The sequence below is a fragment of the Pseudomonas sp. B21-010 genome (assembly GCF_024749325.1).
In the GTDB taxonomy this organism is placed as follows: Bacteria; Pseudomonadota; Gammaproteobacteria; order Pseudomonadales; family Pseudomonadaceae; genus Aquipseudomonas; species Aquipseudomonas kilonensis.
Map to the genome: position 1 here is coordinate 4,780,704 of NZ_CP087198.1, position 17,706 is coordinate 4,798,409.

9 protein-coding genes are annotated in these 17,706 nt (G+C 55.6%); 1 reads left to right on the plus strand and 8 read right to left on the minus strand.

The features are described 5' to 3' along the window. Window positions 1-13 precede the first annotated feature (13 nt). The 3 genes from LOY50_RS21190 to LOY50_RS21200 all read right to left on the minus strand — a co-directional run bounded on the left by LOY50_RS21190 (window position 14) and on the right by LOY50_RS21200 (window position 2,412). Window positions 14-565, minus strand: coding sequence for a glutathione peroxidase (locus LOY50_RS21190; protein ID WP_258689110.1), 552 nt, complete (start codon window positions 563-565; stop codon window positions 14-16). A gap of 181 nt (window positions 566-746) precedes the next feature. Further along, a complete protein-coding gene (locus LOY50_RS21195; protein WP_214509591.1) occupies window positions 747-1,955 on the minus strand; it encodes an MFS transporter in 1,209 nt (402 codons plus the stop codon). A gap of 52 nt (window positions 1,956-2,007) precedes the next feature. Continuing rightward, on the minus strand, window positions 2,008-2,412 hold the full coding sequence (locus LOY50_RS21200) for a MarR family winged helix-turn-helix transcriptional regulator (RefSeq protein ID WP_003204618.1): 405 nt from the start codon (window positions 2,410-2,412) through the stop codon (window positions 2,008-2,010). Window positions 2,413-3,220: 808 nt separating this feature from the next. On the opposite strand from LOY50_RS21200, the gene LOY50_RS21205 reads away from it, so the two are divergent. Further along, on the plus strand, window positions 3,221-3,496 hold the full coding sequence (locus LOY50_RS21205) for a LuxR family transcriptional regulator (protein ID WP_309475802.1): 276 nt from the start codon (window positions 3,221-3,223) through the stop codon (window positions 3,494-3,496). A 163-nt stretch (window positions 3,497-3,659) separates the two neighbouring features. Here the strand turns inward: LOY50_RS21205 and LOY50_RS21210 are convergent, their stop codons facing one another. The 5 genes from LOY50_RS21210 to LOY50_RS21230 all read right to left on the minus strand — a co-directional run bounded on the left by LOY50_RS21210 (window position 3,660) and on the right by LOY50_RS21230 (window position 17,659). Then, a complete protein-coding gene (locus tag LOY50_RS21210; RefSeq protein ID WP_258689112.1) occupies window positions 3,660-8,390 on the minus strand; it encodes an RHS repeat-associated core domain-containing protein in 4,731 nt (1,576 codons plus the stop codon). Between the two features lie 121 nt (window positions 8,391-8,511). Continuing rightward, complete coding sequence (locus LOY50_RS21215; RefSeq protein WP_258689114.1) at window positions 8,512-11,406, minus strand: hypothetical protein; 2,895 nt, start codon at window positions 11,404-11,406, stop codon at window positions 8,512-8,514. Between the two features lie 45 nt (window positions 11,407-11,451). After that, window positions 11,452-13,746, minus strand: coding sequence for a hypothetical protein (locus tag LOY50_RS21220; protein WP_258689116.1), 2,295 nt, complete (start codon window positions 13,744-13,746; stop codon window positions 11,452-11,454). A 66-nt stretch (window positions 13,747-13,812) separates the two neighbouring features. Continuing rightward, window positions 13,813-16,173: a hypothetical protein gene (locus LOY50_RS21225; RefSeq protein WP_258689117.1), complete on the minus strand. Its 2,361-nt coding sequence runs from the start codon at window positions 16,171-16,173 to the stop codon at window positions 13,813-13,815. 40 nt (window positions 16,174-16,213) lie between these two features. Beyond that, window positions 16,214-17,659: a hypothetical protein gene (locus LOY50_RS21230; RefSeq protein ID WP_258689119.1), complete on the minus strand. Its 1,446-nt coding sequence runs from the start codon at window positions 17,657-17,659 to the stop codon at window positions 16,214-16,216. Between the last annotated feature and the right edge of the window lie 47 nt (window positions 17,660-17,706).

Consider the following 17,706-nt stretch of genomic DNA (forward strand, 5'->3'; position numbering starts at 1 on the left):
TCGTGGGCGGCGATCAGGGTTTTGAGGCAATGGCCGTCTCTACCGCCTTGATGAAATCGGGATCGTCAGGCTTGATCCGGCTGGAAAAACTGCCAACGACCTTGCCCTGGCGGTCCACCACGTACTTGTAGAAATTCCATTTCGGCGCGCCGGATTGTTCGGCCAAGTGCTTGAACAGCGGTATCGCATCCGCGCCGCGCACCGGTTGTGGTTCGGTCATGGTGAAGGTCACACCGTAATTGACGTAGCAGACCTTGGCGGTTTCAGCACCATCCTTGGACTCCTGCTTGAAGTCATTGGACGGCACACCCAGCACTTGCAGCCCTTGGTCCTTGTAGCGCTGATTGAGCGCCTCAAGGCCTTTGAACTGCGGGGCGAACCCACAGAAGCTGGCAGTGTTGACCACCACCAGCGGCTTGCCGGCGAAGCGCTGGCACAAATCAATGGTTTCCTTGGCCCGCAGCTTGGGCAACGACCCCTCCAGCAACGGTGGGCAACCGGCGGCCCAGACTTGCCCGGTCACAGCCAGCAATAGGGTGGGAACAGCAAACCAGCGCATCAACATGTCAATTTTCCTTAAAAGCACGTCAGACCACGACGTTACTCGCAGCGTCCGATGCCGTCCATTATTCAGCAGTTGCCCATGCCCAGCTGCATCAAGGCCAGCCCGCCCTGATGCCAGCCCCACCAGGCGAACGCCAGCAGCAGGCCGGCACCGGCAGCGATCAACCACGGGGCGACGCGACTCATGCTGCGCCGGCCTGGACTTGCAGGCGCGCCACCGGACGTTCACGTACTGGCCAGTTCAACGCCGCCGCCAATAGGCTGAGCAGGATCGACACCTGCCAGATCAAGTCGTAGCTTCCGGTGCGGTCGTACACCACCCCGCCCAACCAACCACCGAGGAAAGAACCCAACTGGTGGAACAGGAACACGATCCCACCCAACATCGAGAGATTTCGTACACCAAACAGGGTCGCCACGGTGCCGTTGGTCAACGGCACGGTCGACAGCCACAGCAAGCCCATCGCCATGCCAAACAGGTACGCCGTCGTGGTCGTCACCGGTAGCCACAGGAACAAACCGATCACCACCGCCCGCACCAGGTACAACCCGGTCAGCAGGCGCGGCTTGGACATGCGCCCGCCCAGCCAGCCGGCGGTATAGGTGCCGAAGATATTGAACAATCCGACCAGGGCCAGCACGGTGGTGCCGACGCTGGCGGGCAGGTGCTGGTCCACCAGGTACGCCGGCAAATGCACACCAATGAACACCACTTGGAACCCGCAGACAAAAAAGCCCACCGCCAGCAGCCAGAACCCGGAGTGACTGCACGCCTCGCGCAAGGCTTCGCCCAGGGTTTGCTCATGGCCGGCGACTGGCAACGGCGCGTCCTTGAGCATGCTCACCAACGGCACGATCAACGCCACCAGCAACCCCAGCACCAACAACGCCGCCGACCAACCGAGCCAGCCGATCAGCCCCAGCGTACCGGGCAGCATGGCGAACTGGCCGAAGGATCCGGCGGCACTGGCGATACCCATGCCCATGCTGCGTTTTTCCGGCGGCACGGCCCGTCCGACCACCCCCAGAATCACCGAGAACGACGTGCCCGACAGGCCGATGCCAATCAAAAGGCCCGCGCTCAACGACAAGGACCATGGCGAGTCGGCCATGCCCATGAACACCAGGCCCAGCGCGTACAGCACGCCACCGATCAGCACCACTTTCGCCGCACCGAAGCGGTCGGCCAGCGCACCGGTGAACGGCTGCGCCAGGCCCCAGATCAGGTTCTGCAAGGCAATGGCAAAGGCGAACACCTCGCGGCCCCAGCCGAACTCGCTACTCATGGGCGCCAGGAACAGGCCGAAGCCATGCCGCACGCCCAGGGACAACGCCAGGATCAGCGCGCTGCCCACCAGGACCCAACCACAGGTACGCCACATCGATGTCATTCTTGTTCTCCAGTCGCGGGTATATACCCACTTATCATCGAACGAACCGGCTTCACGCCAGTTCATCCAGCAAGGCTAGCAAAGTCGCGCGCTTTTCCGCGCCCAGCTTATCGATCAGTTTCTGCTGCGCCGCTTCCCAGGCCGGCAACGCCGCCGCCAGCCGGGCCTGCCCCGTTTCAGTGAGCACGACAATGCGGTTACGCAGGTCGTCACCCTCGGCCAGCGCCACCAGCCCTTCGCCTTCCAGCACCCGCAGGTTACGACCCAGGGTGCTGCGGTCCAGGCCCATGGCCTCGGCCAGGGAAGAAATACTCGGCTGGTCCAGGCGCGCCAGGTTGCTCAGCAAAGAATACTGGGCGACGTTGATCCCGAAGCCGTCGAGGGCGCCGTCGTAATACCTGCTGACGCCACGGGCGGCACGACGCAGGTTGATGCACAGACATTGGGAAGGAAGCATGGTGCGTGTATATACCCGGGGTTGGCGGAATGCAAATTTAAATGAGGCGTTTCGGTCTTGCTCATTTAAGGATTGATTGAATCCATGGCGAGGGAGCTTGCTCCCGCTTGAGTGCGAAGCACTCATCAAAGAGGGGCTTGCTCGCGATAGCGGTAGGTCAGCTTGTAGTGATGTTGACTGTGCCATCACCATCGCGAGCAGGCTCGCTCCCACAGTTTTTCCGGGTCGTTCACAGACCTCGCATACACCACAAATCCCTTGTGGGAGCGAGCTTGCTCGCGATAGCGGTGGGTCAGCTTGTAGTGATGTTGACTGTACCGCCGCCTTCGCGAGCAAGCTCGCTCCCACAGTTTTTCCGGGTCGTTCACAGACCTCGCATACACCACAAATCCCCTGTGGGAGCGAGCTTGCTCGCAATAGCGGTGAGTCAGCTTGTAGTGATGTTGACTGTGCCGCCGCCTTCGCGAGCAAGCTCGCTCCCACAGTTTTTCCGGGTCGTGCACAGACCTCGCAGCGCCGCGCCCTTCCCGTCATCCGTTCTTGCGCTTTTGCTCGCGGTCTCATGCGCATAAAAAAAAACCATGATTATCAAAGGCTTTTGCCTCAAAGCCGTTCCGATAACCCTTGATTGATATTCACCACCTGTAATGTCTGACAGGTTTCAGGTGGCTTGAATCGAGATATAACGACCCCGTGCCTCCAGCCCTGCCTAAGGGCTTGAAGACGGGTCGTGTGAACCATGCCATCAAGAAGTAGGAAGATTCCGCCGCCCCCACGCCATCATTGATGATGAATGGGAGTTTCAGTCATGTACCACAGCACCGCGATTTCTGGACGTTCGTCGCCATACCAGGACCATCACCACTCCACGGAGAGCAACCAGCCCCAAGCGATTCGACTCACCAAACGGGAAAAGGAATTCCTGCAGTGGAGCGAGGCCGGCAAATCGTCCTGGGAGATCTCCATGATCGTCGATTGCAGCGAAGCCAACGTCAATTATCACTTCAATAATATCCGCCGAAAATTCGGCGTCAGTTCGCGGCACCTCGCGGGGAAGATTGCGCGTGAGCGGGGCTTGATCTGAGCATTCCGGTGGTGTCTTTGCAGCGGCGTGATGCTTGAACTCCCTGAGTGGGCAAGGTCAGCGGGATCAGTCATTTAGCATATGCTCAATGAAACCCAAACTGGAGAGCGAAAAGCTGGGATAGCAACGTTTAATTTCGTTGCTATCCCGAACAATAGACTAGTCAACTATTGTCATTACCCAGATAATTTTTAGTTACACCACGAATTCGCTGGACTCTCATTTGCTGTTTGTCGTTGGCTGCTTGTAGTTTATGTTCTTCATGCTTCTTTCTTTTTTCAGCTGTCACCCTCATGTCATATATTTTTGCTTGTTTCTTGATTTCTTTAGCGCGGTATCGGGTAATGCCCTTTCCCCCTATATTGAGATAGGCAAAGTCAAAATCATCAACGGCTGATTTCGCCTTATCAACAAGACGATTGTGTTCATCGATTATAGAGTTTATTTTCTTAGTAGGCGCTCCCTGACTAGCGAGCTGATTTATAGTTTCTTTAAGGACCTTGGTATCTCCGTGATACTTTTCCGCTGTCTTCATTAGATCACCAACATGCTTAAGCTCGATAGTTTTTAACGAGGCCGCCCTATTCTTATGTGGATTCGTGACAAAGCTCCTTGGAAGTGTATTAGCAATAGGAGATGCAGTAGTTGTCCGAAAACTTCGAAGAAGCCATCCCCAAGGAGTATGTCCCGTCGGATCCACATAATTAATCGGATCCCCCTCGCAATACATGTACGCGTTCAAGCCCCCTTCACCAAACGGGCTCAAGTCGTCCGGGCTATGAAACCTCATCAACACCGGATTGAACGCCCGATAGCCCTTCCCCAGCAGGTACCAACCCGTTTGGGTTTCCCGCCGCTCGCCGTTGTAACCCAGGTGGCTGCTGATCGACGCTTCATCCGCGCGATGGCCATACGGTGCATAAACAACCTCCTGGGTTGCATCGCGATCGATTTCCCACAGCACGCTGTTCTTGTCATCACCGGCCAACAATAACGACTTTGGGTCAGCACCCACCTGGTGCTCGGCGAGCACGACACCATCCGCGCGAATGAAAGTGCTGCTGTTGGCGCCTTTGACCAGGCTCGTCAATTCACCGCCCTGGTAAAAGCGCTGCTCTTTCCCACTGCCATCATCCAGGCCGGCCAACGTGTCCAATGGGTCGTAGCTGTAGCCAGCGGGGGGCTCCCCCGACAGCCCACTAACAGAAACCAACCGACCGAGGGGATCGTATTCGAGCGTCCGGTTTTCTTCGTCGCGGATAAGATGACCGTCCAGGTTGTATGCCAACTCGATGTCAGGGTAATCCGCATGATTATTAGCGACGCGAAGCAGTTGCGTCGGATCGGAAGTGGTGTCGTAAGTATAAATCGCCCTGTTGATGCCACCGGTAAAGTAGGTCAGCGCCAGTTTGATATTGTCCAGTTCGTCAAACGAAAACACCTGACGGGTAATGAACTTGTTATACGGATCAATGGGCGGCTGGGTGCCAGTACACGTGTAGTCTGTCAGACGCCCGCGCAAGTCATAGACATAGGATTCGTCACGCAGCACGACGGCCCCCTGACGCAAAGTCCGCTGTTTCAGACCATCGACATCGTTGTAGACCTGACTCAGTTGCTGTTCGACCCCGTCGAGGTCGAAGGTACGCAAGGTTTCGCGACCAAACTCATCATACTGCAACGTAATGCCTACGCTTTGCCCACTGAAGCTATCGCGGGTGTGGATACTTGCCGTCTGGCCCAGCGAATCGTAGGTAAACGTCGAGACAGTCGTGCCCAGTTGCGTTTGCTCCAGACGTCCTTGAGCGTCATATTCATAACTCTGCTCCTGCTCCAAGACATCCGTGTAGGCACACAAGCGACCGAGCCGGCTGTAACGGTAATGCATGGTGTATTCATTGCCTTCCACGATTCGCCGCTCGCTTTTCGGCTCGCCGGTACTGTAGTACTCGCGGGTGAGCTGCAAGCCTTGTTCCTGGCAACTGGTCAGGCGTGCGTTCTTCCGGTCGTACTCGTAATCGGCCGAGATATTCCCCGTCAGGCTCCGCCGTAGCGGTTCGGTGCCCAGCTCCGGCTGATATTCGTACTCGATGACTTTGCCGCTGGGGGTGGTCACCGTATGAGGTTGTGTTTGCCCGGGCTCGTAGGTGAACACCTGCTCGCGACCGCCCGTAGTCGAGCTGATCATGCGATCAAGACCGTCGAACAGTTGGGTCCCAAGCTCAATACCATTGACGCTGATCGAAATAGGCAGGTCTTCGCGGCTGTGCTCGGCGTAGCTGCGCCGAACCACGGCGGTGTCCGGCAGCGTGTTTTCGGTGAGCCGGTCGAAAGCGTCGTAGCTATAAAGCGTCTCGCGCTCCAGCACTGAGAATCCGACTATCTCTTTCACGGCCCGCCCAAGCCCGTCATAAAAATTCCGTTGCAAACTGACAGGCTGCTCGACCAAATCGAACCGTTCGATACGGGTCGGCTTTTCGAACAAATTGAGCCAGGTTTCGGTGACACCACTGATTTTCGGGGTAGGTAATAAGCCTTCGCGCCAACTGCGCTGAATCGGCCCTTGCGACTCGGACGTACCGATCGGGTCAGTCTGCTCGAACGTCTTCACATCGTCCGGGCCGGTGACACAATATTGCGCGCCCCAGTCGTCGTATTCGTATTCTGTTGTCAGAATCCGTACATCTTCACCCAGCCAATCGTGCTCGGCTTCCTTGATCAAATTACCAAACACGTCGTAGCCCGCAGCATAGATCTGGCGAGGCGTGCTGGCGCGGCTGGGGTTATCGGCGTCATCCCGCTCTTCGTAGATCGCCCGGTTGAGCCCGTCGAACTTCGTACACGTTTTGACCTGCTTGACGTCAGACATCCATTGTTCGGCCTGGTCCCCGGCATTGGCACAAAGAAAGTACTCATAGCTGCGGTGTGCCATAAAAGCAGTACCGGGCGCCACAGTTTCACGGGTCACTCGCCGTAGCGCGTCATATTCGTAATGGATTTCTACGTTGTTGTCATCGCGGTTGAGCAGTGGTTCGCCATTGAGCATCGAATGCCACAACGTGACGATTTTTTGTACGTTTCTTCCACCTTGTTCGTGGTCGAAACCGGTCAGGGTTTCAACCGTCTGCAGCACGCTTTCCTTGAACACCGGGCTGTCGAGCGTGCTATACGCATAGTCGGTGACGGTCGACTTGCCATTCAAGGTCACTGTCTGGCGCGAGACGCGGCCATGCAGGAACGCATCGGTGCGGTCGTCGACATGCTCGAACAGCGTGCGTTCCAGTTCGATTTCGGTGGTGCCAAGCTGCACCAGGGTCTGGTTTTCAACCGTGAGCCATTGTTTCAGAAGCAAGTCTTGCGGCGGGCACTCCTCCGGCAGGCTGTCCCCCAGTTCCGGCAAGCCCTTGTAGCGATAACGGGTGCATAGCATTGGGGCCTGGCCGTTGGGGGACGGGGCCGGGGCGACGGTTTGCTCTTTCAGGTTGCGCACAAAGCCTTCGGGATCGGCTGGACAGCCATCGCCCCCTGAGGCGGGATACCAGACGTTGGTTTCGATAACGCCATTGGCAAGGGTTCGGACCCGCAGGTTGCCGTGTGTGTCATACGTGTTGCTGACAGTTTCGCTGCGCCTGCGGCTCGGATTATTGAGTAACGACCAACTGGTTCTGACGTTCCTGGGCAATTGGCAGTCGTTGGGTTGCCTGTCGAACTCGACGTTCGGGGTCAGGGAGTATGTGGTCTCGACCGTCTTGACGTTATTGTTCTGAGTGGTGGTTTCGTGAGTCAGGAGATGGAACTGGTTGAATTTTCGCTCGATTATTCGTACCGCACGCTCTTGCGGTTCCGAGTCATCGAGGACCCCGAGGGTTTCAATACTTCCATACTCGTAGGTACCAATGTACTTATAGAGATTGTCGAGGCCATCGTCATCCCACGACAGACGAAGTCCGTAACCCAGAAAATTCGTTTCGGTGTCGCTGTCAAAGAGCTTATATGTGTAGCGTACGTCGATCTCCGGCTGGCCAAAGCCTGGGACGGTGAGGTGTCGGGTGACACGAGGCAGCGGCGCGCGACCGCTGCCTTCCGGGAACTGATGGCCGGCGTCTTGATAGAACATTTCCTCGCGCCCGCCAGCAGGTGTCTCCACCCAAGTGACGCAGAGATGATCGCGAATCAGGTTGTAGCCAAAACGCCAGGACGCCTCGTTCTCGGTCGGCAGGGTGATGCGCGTGACATATTTGTCAGAGCCCCCCAGGGTCATAAAGAAGCGCGCCAACGGGGTCCCATCAGGGCCGGCGAACGGCTGCAGCAACACTTCGACGGAGGTGCTCTGGCGCTCGATCGTCAGCAGGGTCTGGTCCGAATCGTCCTTGACCCAGGCCAGTATGTAATTAGCGCCACCGAACAACGTATAACCGAGCGTGACCTTGTGCCCCGTGGGTGAACGAATCTCCACAGGCAGGGCCACCCGGTTCTGGGTGCTGCCCATGACTTCGAGTATCTCGACCAGGCCGGACTTGTGCACGACCCGGTAGTGATCCTCGTCCTGATGGAAATGAAAACTGTCGAGTTTTTTTTCCTTCATCACCAACTGCCCGCTGACACTGTCGCTGCCGGTGACCTTGAAGGTTTCACCGGTGCTCAGGGACAGGATCTGATTGCCAGGCGTGTACTGGGACAACTGCAGGTTCCAGCCATAGCCGTAGCCACTGTCTTGCCTGTTGAGTGGGTTGTACGCCAGGTTCAGCGGAACACCGGGACCTTGCAGGTGATTGGTTTTCACGTCGGGCAAACTGATTGCAAATGTATATTGCCCGGTGCGGGGGTCAACGCCGCCCTCTATAAAACTCATAAAGTTGAAGGCATTGGAATGGACTGAATTCGAGATGGTCATTTAGTAGTCCTCACGCACTTGAATTTTATAAAGTCTCGATAGGGCATCGCCATTAACATTCAGTGGCCGGCCATTACCCGCCCATCGCCCGAGTCTCAATACTCATTTATCTGCCTACTATTTATTGCGCAGGCGTGAACAGCGAATGCACCAATCTATTGCGGTCACCCACAGTACTGGGCGGAAGGAAAGAAATCCGTCGAATGTGTGGGTTTCCACGCTTGTCGAACAACATCACCGCCAAGTCTCGGGACAGTTTGTCTCGAGATTGATTTCCTTGACGGATATAAGGGATGCGATCAGAACGATGCAAGCTGATGACCAACAGGCCATCTTCAAATACCGAGCTGTTGACATCAATATCAAGCGACTCGTCCTTGACGACATCCTTGAGCGCGTCATCGAACTTCACCTTATCGAGCGGCTCCCCTTTCAGCGGATCCTTGAAGATATACCCTGTCCAACTGAACATGGTTTCGGCCAGTTGCTCGCTCTCCCAACGAATGGTCGACGTCGAGATCGACATATGCACATCGTTTGCGTCAACGGACACGAACTCCAGTGCCTCGAAAGCAGTCCCTGACAAAACCAGATTCCCCACGTATCGCAACTTCCAGTAATCGACAGTGCGCAAATGAAAGTCGAAGTCATCATCTTCCGGATCACCCGGGCCACCTGACCCTCCGTCGACCCTGACTCGCTCGAATTCGTAGTCACTCGGTTGAAACTGCGGGATTGCACGCGGTGTAATTTCGATCTTACTGTTGGGATCGGTATAATCGGTCGACTTAATCCATCTAGTAGGTCTGTCCTTCTGAAACTTCGCATGAAAAGTTTTTACGGCGTTCGCTGTGTCCCGCGTATGGAGATAGATATCGATCCTACTGATGGCTGCACTGGGCGAGTTATCTTGCGTTGCAACTCGGGGTTCGGCCAGATCAAAACGATTCTCAACCAAACGGCTGCGCCACTTCTCGCGATCCGATACTGGCATCCCCTCATGGGGTTCATCGACAGGTTCTATCTCATCGCCCACCCCATCGTCCACCAGCCTCATACTGGCCTTCTCGCTTACGCTCAACGGGTACTCCCTATTATCGACAGGGGTCGTCTCAACCACGATCTCCGTCTTGAGCTGTTGATAGCCATTGGCATACAACGAGCCAAGTTTTCCCCCTTCGAGCCCGCCGGGCACCTTTATAGTGAATTGTGAAAGCGTTTCCCAGGTAGGCTCCGGCTCCAGTTCGGAAAGTTCAACGACACTGTAGCCACTGGACAAAACCACTCCGTTGCTGACGATTTCGCATTGCACGACACTGCTGGAGGCCGGGCCCTGTGCCGATGCGGTGAAATGCCCAGTGGAACTGACAGTACCGTCACCGCTGATCACTTTCCAACGCCTGGGAAGGCCGGGCAGCAGCGTGGCATCATCCCTCAGTTGCAAGTCCACAGACTTCCTGACCGCGGGAACATAGGCCGGATCGATACGAAGCTGTTGTTGCGCATTCAGCAGCACCAGGGATAACCGCCGTGTCTCGGCACCTGTGACTTCAATCTGTTGAACGACCAGGCCTTTGGTTCTCGATCGGGCGTCCGGTGTAAACGTTGCCTGGTTACCCTGATGAGTCAGGGTTCCATATTCGGGCATGAGCGGGGCCCAGGTCACATTCGTGGCGTTCATCGTTGTCGCCTTCAACACGATGGGTTGTGATTGCGCCCTGGTGGGATAAACCGATGTTCGCGGTGCCACCGTCACACTGTCATACACCACTAACAGCAAGGCCGATGCGGTGTAGGTGATACCGCCAGCGACATATTTGGCGGTCACCACCACGTGTAGCGAGTCATGTCCGATAAGGTTCCTGGCGGCAGCGGTGTACAGCCCGTCGGTAATCGTGCCGTGTCCCGGGGCGGTATGACTCTGCAAGCTGACAGCTTCCCACTCGCTGGCCTGGATTACCGCTCCATTCCAATTACGTAACGTAAAGCGCTGCGTGCCGCCAGCCTGGATGGTCTGGAACGTGGGCTCCAGCGAAATACGGGTCCGTTTCGCATTGATGTTACCGAACACCCCCAGATCGGTAGGTATGTGTCGCTCGACCTCTTCAAATACATTGTCGCCGGGAAACACCAAATTATTGAGTACATCCAGCCGGCCATTCTCGATGTAAGGAATCATCGCTTCAGAAAGGATCAAGGCAGCCGAATATCGATCACTGCCATCGGGCTCCTGATCATCGGGAAGCAAATACGGGAAGCTGCTGTCCGGCGGGAAGCGCCCATCGGTCGCATTGCCCGCAAGCCGTATGAAAATCACCACCCCCCCTTCACCAAAATTCAACGCGCCCCTGACCTTCGCTCCGGGGGCCGCCTGGGTGAGAATCCGAAATGAAGTGGGGGTCAAATAGCTGTAGCCTTTGAGCTCAAGCATTCCCAGCTGAAAGACACTCCGATGCGCCGGCAAATCCTCGAAACTTTCTTTCAAGAAATCAGACAGCCGCGTATTCGTTGCCTCGTCATCACCGGCCAGGTTGCAGCGAAAGTTAACCCCCTCAGACAAGTTCAGCTTCACCTTGCCCTGCTTGTCGATTTCACCGACCACCATGGACAGGTCAATGTCCATTTCCAGTGTAAAGCCCTGCGCTTCACTAATATTGAATGTCGACGATAAGGCCTTTACCGCGCCGGCGGGATGACGCGAGGCGGCATAATGACCACTCAAGATATTCATCGTCACTACGGCTGTCGAATTGGTCAGCGACGCAGTATTGAACGATAACCGCGGCTGACCCAACATAATACCTTCCAACTCAATGGAACGACTTTGAAGATCGTCTAAAAAAACTTGCCCACTAAAAGCCGGCAGGAAGCCGTACCCATTGAATCGCTCAATATATTGCTGTTCCAACAAACGATTCAAGCGACCGCGACTGAAGATTGAAATAGCACCCCACCCTTGGGTGACAGAACCCTGCCGCATACGCGCCAGCAAACTTTCTAACGAATTGACAGACATGATATTGCCCTCTAATTCATTTAAGAAGTAAAGCAATAAACCGTGTTAGTTAGCCAAAGCGTCAAGCACGGAAGGAAAACTCGAAAGGGGTAGCGGCAAAATTATATAGCCCTCGAACGTACCGAAATCACCGCCGTCCACCGCCACCGTAATCAGAACAAATCGCTCTTTGGCCGCAAAGTCATCGCTATACAGTCCCGTCGCCGCATCGATCGATCCCGGCCCACCGAGTGGCAGCGACCATTGACCGCTTTGGTGTTGATCATTGACAAAGACCTGCAATTGAATCTGCCCTTCTGGCAAGTCCGGATTGTCTACCGGCTTAATCGTGGCCCCGGGCTCGCTCTGAAGTACCAGAACATAGGCAGACTGGATTTGAGCGCCCTGGCTCACCTCTATTTCATCGAGCACATAGGTTTTTTCGGCCACCTGTGGGCCGGCGATGTAAGTGTGATCACCCTCTGGTTTGTCGCTGGGAACTATTTCGCCGCTTTCACCCGCAACGGGATTCTTGATGGCCCAGCTCAGTACGCTCCCGTCCAGGTGACCTGCCGACAGCTCTACCCACTGGCCGTGATAACACACCTGGATTTGCGGATTGACGGTAATCGGGTTCGTCAGGACCGTGAGCAATGTCACGCTCCGCTCGCCAGTAAGCGGGTCACTGGCAATGACCAGCACCCGGTTGAACGAGCCATTGATCGCATGGGCCGGTGGCGCTTGGTACAAGCCTGTTCGCTCGTCGATAGCGCCCGGGTTGCTGCCGCTGCCCGAAAGATTTTCCACCGACCAGCGCAGGTCGCCATGTTCAGGTTCCGTGCTCAGTTGCAGCGGTCTGCCGGCCGCGACCCTGGGCTGCTGCTCGACAATGGCAAATGACGCGCCGGACGTATTGATCTGACCAAACATCGCCAAGTCGAAGGGCAAGGAGGCATGGCTCGGTTGCGCGATGCTGCTGCCCGCTATTTCCATGCCCGCCAGGAAGGTTTCCGACGCGGTAGTCGTCAGGGTGGTGGCGTACCGCTCAAGCAGTGCCCTTTTCACCGTATTGGCGACGAAATCCTTGATCTGCTCCAGATCCGCGGGCTCAATCGTCCCGGGAAGCCCGGACACGTGGCTCACCTCTTGCGTATCGGTATACGGCACGAAGAACTCACCTTCCATGGCCGAAACGCCGGACTCATCCGCCAGCAAACGGAACTCATGCTGCAAGTCGATGTTGAAGGTAGCCGTATGGGAACTCCAGGTGGTTCCACTCAAAGGCCGGTATCTGAACGACAGGGAGAATGTGCCTTGCCAACGTTGAAGCACCTCATTCTGAGCGAACTCGACCGTCAGCGGCGAGGCCCCGCCCGTCGCCGAAAGATTGAAGGCCTCGGACTCGAACTCATAATCAAGGCTCTGATAACTGCCCGCCGCCGCCTGCAGGGCGCCGCGCGTGGCCACCATTTTTGCCAACGCACCGTCCTGGTCGACGGTACGCTCGAATTCGGCATCTTCAAGTAACTGCACGAGTGCATGGCCGAACGCAGCGCGATGAATCAACCCTTGCGAAAACAGCGCCGTACCCGAATAGGTTTGCTGCGCGTCATCATCGGGAATCAGGTACCGGAAGCCGGAATCATCGCCAGGAAATGTACCTGGGCGACCATCGACCATACGCGTGAACAACACCACGGCACCGTCTTCGGTCCCGGGTGTCAACGCCTGCACATCACGAGCCTGGGTCCGCACATCGACGTTGCTGGCGAACATGAATGGATTCCCCTCGCTGGGGAAGGTAGCCAGGGCATAGACCCGCCGGTTTGCGTCCAGCCCCTGGAACCAGCTCTTCAAAAGCGCCCCGGCTTCGCGTTGCTCCTTCGGGGTACCGAACAACTTCAGCAAGACCTCCTCACTGTTGGCCAGATCCAACCTCACACCTTGGGCATCTGCCGTCATGATCAAGTCCAGCGTCACTTGCGATTCATTCAGGGGATCGAGGGCGGTGAGGCGGGTGACTTTCTTTTGACCCTGGGCGGTCTCCACCATCATATGGAGCCCCTGCGCCACCGACAGGCTCAAGAATGCCCGAGTACTCTGAAGGCTGGCGTGTTCAAAGGACAGTGCCGGCGCAGCCAATCGGAACCCCGTCAAGTAATGGGTAATATTGGTCTCGGGGATGTCCACGGAGCCTGTAAAAACGCCCAGGTCCGTGCCCTGGCTTAATCGAGTGATATGGTCTTGCTGCAACCCCTGGTTAAGTTTGCCGCCCTCCAGGGCGACAATGAGGTCCCAACCGCGCATTTGGGAGTTGCCGTTCATCCATGCCAATAAACTTTCCAACGAATTACCGGCCATGACATTGGCTCCAAAGGGATAGGCACAAAATAACAACGGTAGTGTCGAGTGCTTGATGAGCGATATTCATTGACTCAACGCCTCGAGCAACTGCGGGAACTCAACCAGGGGCAATGGCAAGATCAGATGGCCTTCGAACTTGCCAAATCCACCACCATCCACCAGGGCGAAAATCAGCACGAATCGTTCGGTGGCCGTCGGGGCCACACGGTACAGGCCCGTTGAATCGATCGAACCTGGCCCCCCCAAAGGAAGGCTCCACTCAGCGGCCATAGGATTACCATTGACGCGGGTCTCCAGTTGAACCTGCCCCAGCCCAATATCGCTGTGGAGAATCCCAACCGGCGCGCCAGGGCCTTTCTGCAGCGCCAGAACATGGACAGATCGGGTTTTATTCGTCCGGTTGTTTTTGACTTCTATCTCATCGAGTACATAAGTTTTATTCGGCACCACCGGCCCGTGGTGATAGGTGTGATCACCCTCAGATTCGTCGCTGGGCCGTACCTCACCACTTTCGTTCGCGACAGGGTTCTTGATCGACCAGATCAATTCGCCTTCCTTCAACGCACCGGCCGCCAGCTCGACACGGGTTCCGACGTCGCAAATCTGGATCAAAGGATGAACTGACAGTTCGTCAAGCAACACCGTTACCAAGGCCGAACTGTGGTAGTCCGAACTCGGGTCCGTTGCCGTGACCCGCACCCGCTTGAAACGCCCCTCGATCGAGGCGGCCGCTGGAGCCTGGTACAACCCGCCGGCACTGATAGTTCCTGGACTGCCAGAGTCTTCAGGCAGGTTTTCCACAGTCCACTGCACCCCATGGATAACCGGCTCGGTGCTGAACTGTTGGGTTTCGCCTTGCGACATCAGCGGCCGCATCGGGCTGATCACGAAAGAAGTCTGGGTGGGATTGACTCGGCCGAACAAACCAATATCGTAAGGAAGAGCAATATCGAGATGTTGAATTGCCTGACCAAAATTTAATCGAACAGTATTCTCTACCAAGGCAGTGAGCGATAAATTAACCGGAACAGTTTCTTCCAGTGTCGATTCGATCAATGCCTTTAAATCCCGAGCATCAACCAACTCACGCAACTTTCGAGCCAGATAAGCCCAGTAATCAACAGGTAACCCCTTAGCCTCTAGCGGAACAGCAAGCAGATCGGGCAGAGAAATATCGGCGACAACATCGCAACTCATTCGCTTCAAAACAAAATCACCGAACTCAACAACAACCTTATAAGTCGCCATCATGGAAACTTCATAACCCATAGAATAAGTAACATTCTGAGGCGGGTTAGTACGAACATACCCCGCCATAGTACTCTCTCCAGAGTACTCCCACCGCAAAACAACGCCATCTTCGCTTTTTTCAATAATCAGAACGTTGGCAGCCAAGATTTCTAGACCATGATGCCCCATACCACATTCAATCCCGCCAGGATACTCCGGATCAGCAAGCGTCTCATAATAATAAAGTTGAGGAATAACAATCCGCCCTCCTAGTGCAATTGCAGAAACCAGCTCGCGATCACTGTATGTATATTCAAAATTACGATTTCCGATCATTTCCCCGATACTTTCAGCCAGCAGCGACATCAACATCCGTCGGCTATCGAACAGTACGGTAGCCGAGTAGTCTTTACCGGCATCATCGGGAATCAAATACCTGAAACCGGAATTAGCGCCCGGATAATCCCCTTCGTTGCTACCTTCCATACGTACGAAGGCCAGGATAGCGCCGTTACCGTGTTCGGACGATTGTGGATCCCGGGCAGCCGCTCCGCTCGCCTGGGTGCGTAAACCAAATGATTGCGGATGCATCAAGTCATTCGTTCCGCGCTCGATCCTGCCCAACGGCCAAATACGCTTATCCGGAGCAAGCCCATTGAACAAATCCTTGAAAAAATCCCCTCCCAACCGTTGTTCGGTTGGTGACTGGGCAAAGGTCAATCTGAAATTATCGCTTCGGCTCAAATCCAATATGATTCGCCCATCGACATCGACATTACCCGGCACTTGATTCAGCAGCAAATCCAAATATAACTTCGGACCTTGCAGCGAATCTATCTCATCCACCATGACCGCCGTCCATCCAGCGCTTTCCTTTTTTAGTGTAAGCTGACTTCCGCCTACGACAGACATACTCAACATAGCTTTGGAATCATTGAGATCGGCATTCTCGAAGGACAGTAACGGGACATCCATCACAAAATCATGAATGACTTGCACCCATTGATTTTCGACAATCGTCACTTCCCCCCTGATCGGAGGCAGATAACTTCCGGCATCGAACCGACGTATGTACTCCTGGCTCATCAATAAATTCGATTTACGTCGCTCCAGGGCAACAATCATCCCCCAACCTAGCATCCGTGAAGTCTCTTTCATCCAAGCCAGTAACGTCTCGAGTGAATTACTTGACATGATCTCGTCCTCATCAAATTGAATCGTTTCCCGCTGCGCGCTACTCCACCAACTGCGGGGATATCATGGGAAAGCTCTTATAGGAAAAGCCGTCATCGAAACTGGTTTCGACGAACACATCGAACTGGTTATTAAGTTGCAGCCTTTGAAGAAAGGAACGGGGCAGGCTCGCAAATAACTCCCCGGCGAAGTATTCTGAGTCGGTGACCGTCTCGGCATCGCCCCCGCGCAAGTCGAACCTTTCCTCGCCTCCGCCTATCAAGAGGCCGTTGGCGTATATTTTCACCCGCTGGCCGCGTTCCATGTAGGTCCATGATTCCAAGCGAAAGGTCACCCCAGCCTCGGTTACCGTAGCCAAGGAAATTCTATTACTCGGCGAAGGCGGGGAACTGATTTGAAGGGTCGGCCAGCCGCGGTCCACGTCCTTGATTTCCAGATCGAACCCCCCCGACCTATACGGCTGCTCCCCAGGCGGGGTCACTTTATAAAACACGTCCAGGCGCTTGCCCATGTTCGCCGGCACAAAGCCTGGAGGGATGTAGAAACGCCTCGCATTACCGGCCGTAGGATCAGCGATATGACGGCCGGTATCGCCATAGCCTTCCCAGTGCATCTGAACCTCGTCGTCCAAACCAATCACTGCCTCATCCGGAACCTTGACGTAGACCCCCCCCGTGATATTCCTGGCAAACAAATAGCCTCGGTACTCATCATCCTCACCGTCCCGGATCACGCCCTCGATAAGGGGGTGTGGCAGATTCAGGGGCTGGCGCAACGTCAGTGACAATGGCATCGAAGTACCCGCACTGCCCACCCGGGCATACTGGTACATCAGCTCTATCGCCTTGCCGTGATTGGCCGACAACCACTCGTAATCAACATCGACTTCAAGTACCTGGCTATCAACCGTTGACGGATCGACGCGCAATGTCTTGATCACCTGCGGATCGCCCGAGGCATACAGCACCACCTCATCCTCCACCTGGATACCGGGGTAGATTTCAATGACCAGCTTGATGCCATTGGGATATGCCTCGGGATCAAGCATGTCGCCGGTAAAACCCTTGACCCTGGGCGCAGGCAACAACGGGGTTTGCGGCGCAACGAAACGCAGCGCCTGCTCATCGGAGAGCGTTGGCACCGTCGGGGTGGCATAAACGACGCTGTAGCTCATCAACGCAGAACCGCCATCGATGATTTGCAGCTCACTGAGCGGCACCGTCCATTGCAGGGGCTGCCCTATGTCGCCATCGACCAGAACTTTCCGGCGCGTGAAATCCTCCCAGGGGACACCGTCATCGAAGAATCTTTTCAGGGTAAACGTCACGGTGTCACCCACTGACATCGCCCTATAGGGTGGCGCGACCACCGTGGCACCCGCATCTCCCACCGTCGTCAAGTCCACCTCGCAATCATGGGATTCCTTGAACTGGGGAACCGGGAGTAACACCGAGAAGACTTCGGACTGAGGTAGCACGGCTGCCATTATTTGAACTCCCTAGAGGCATGTATCGATGGCCAGTTATTTCACTG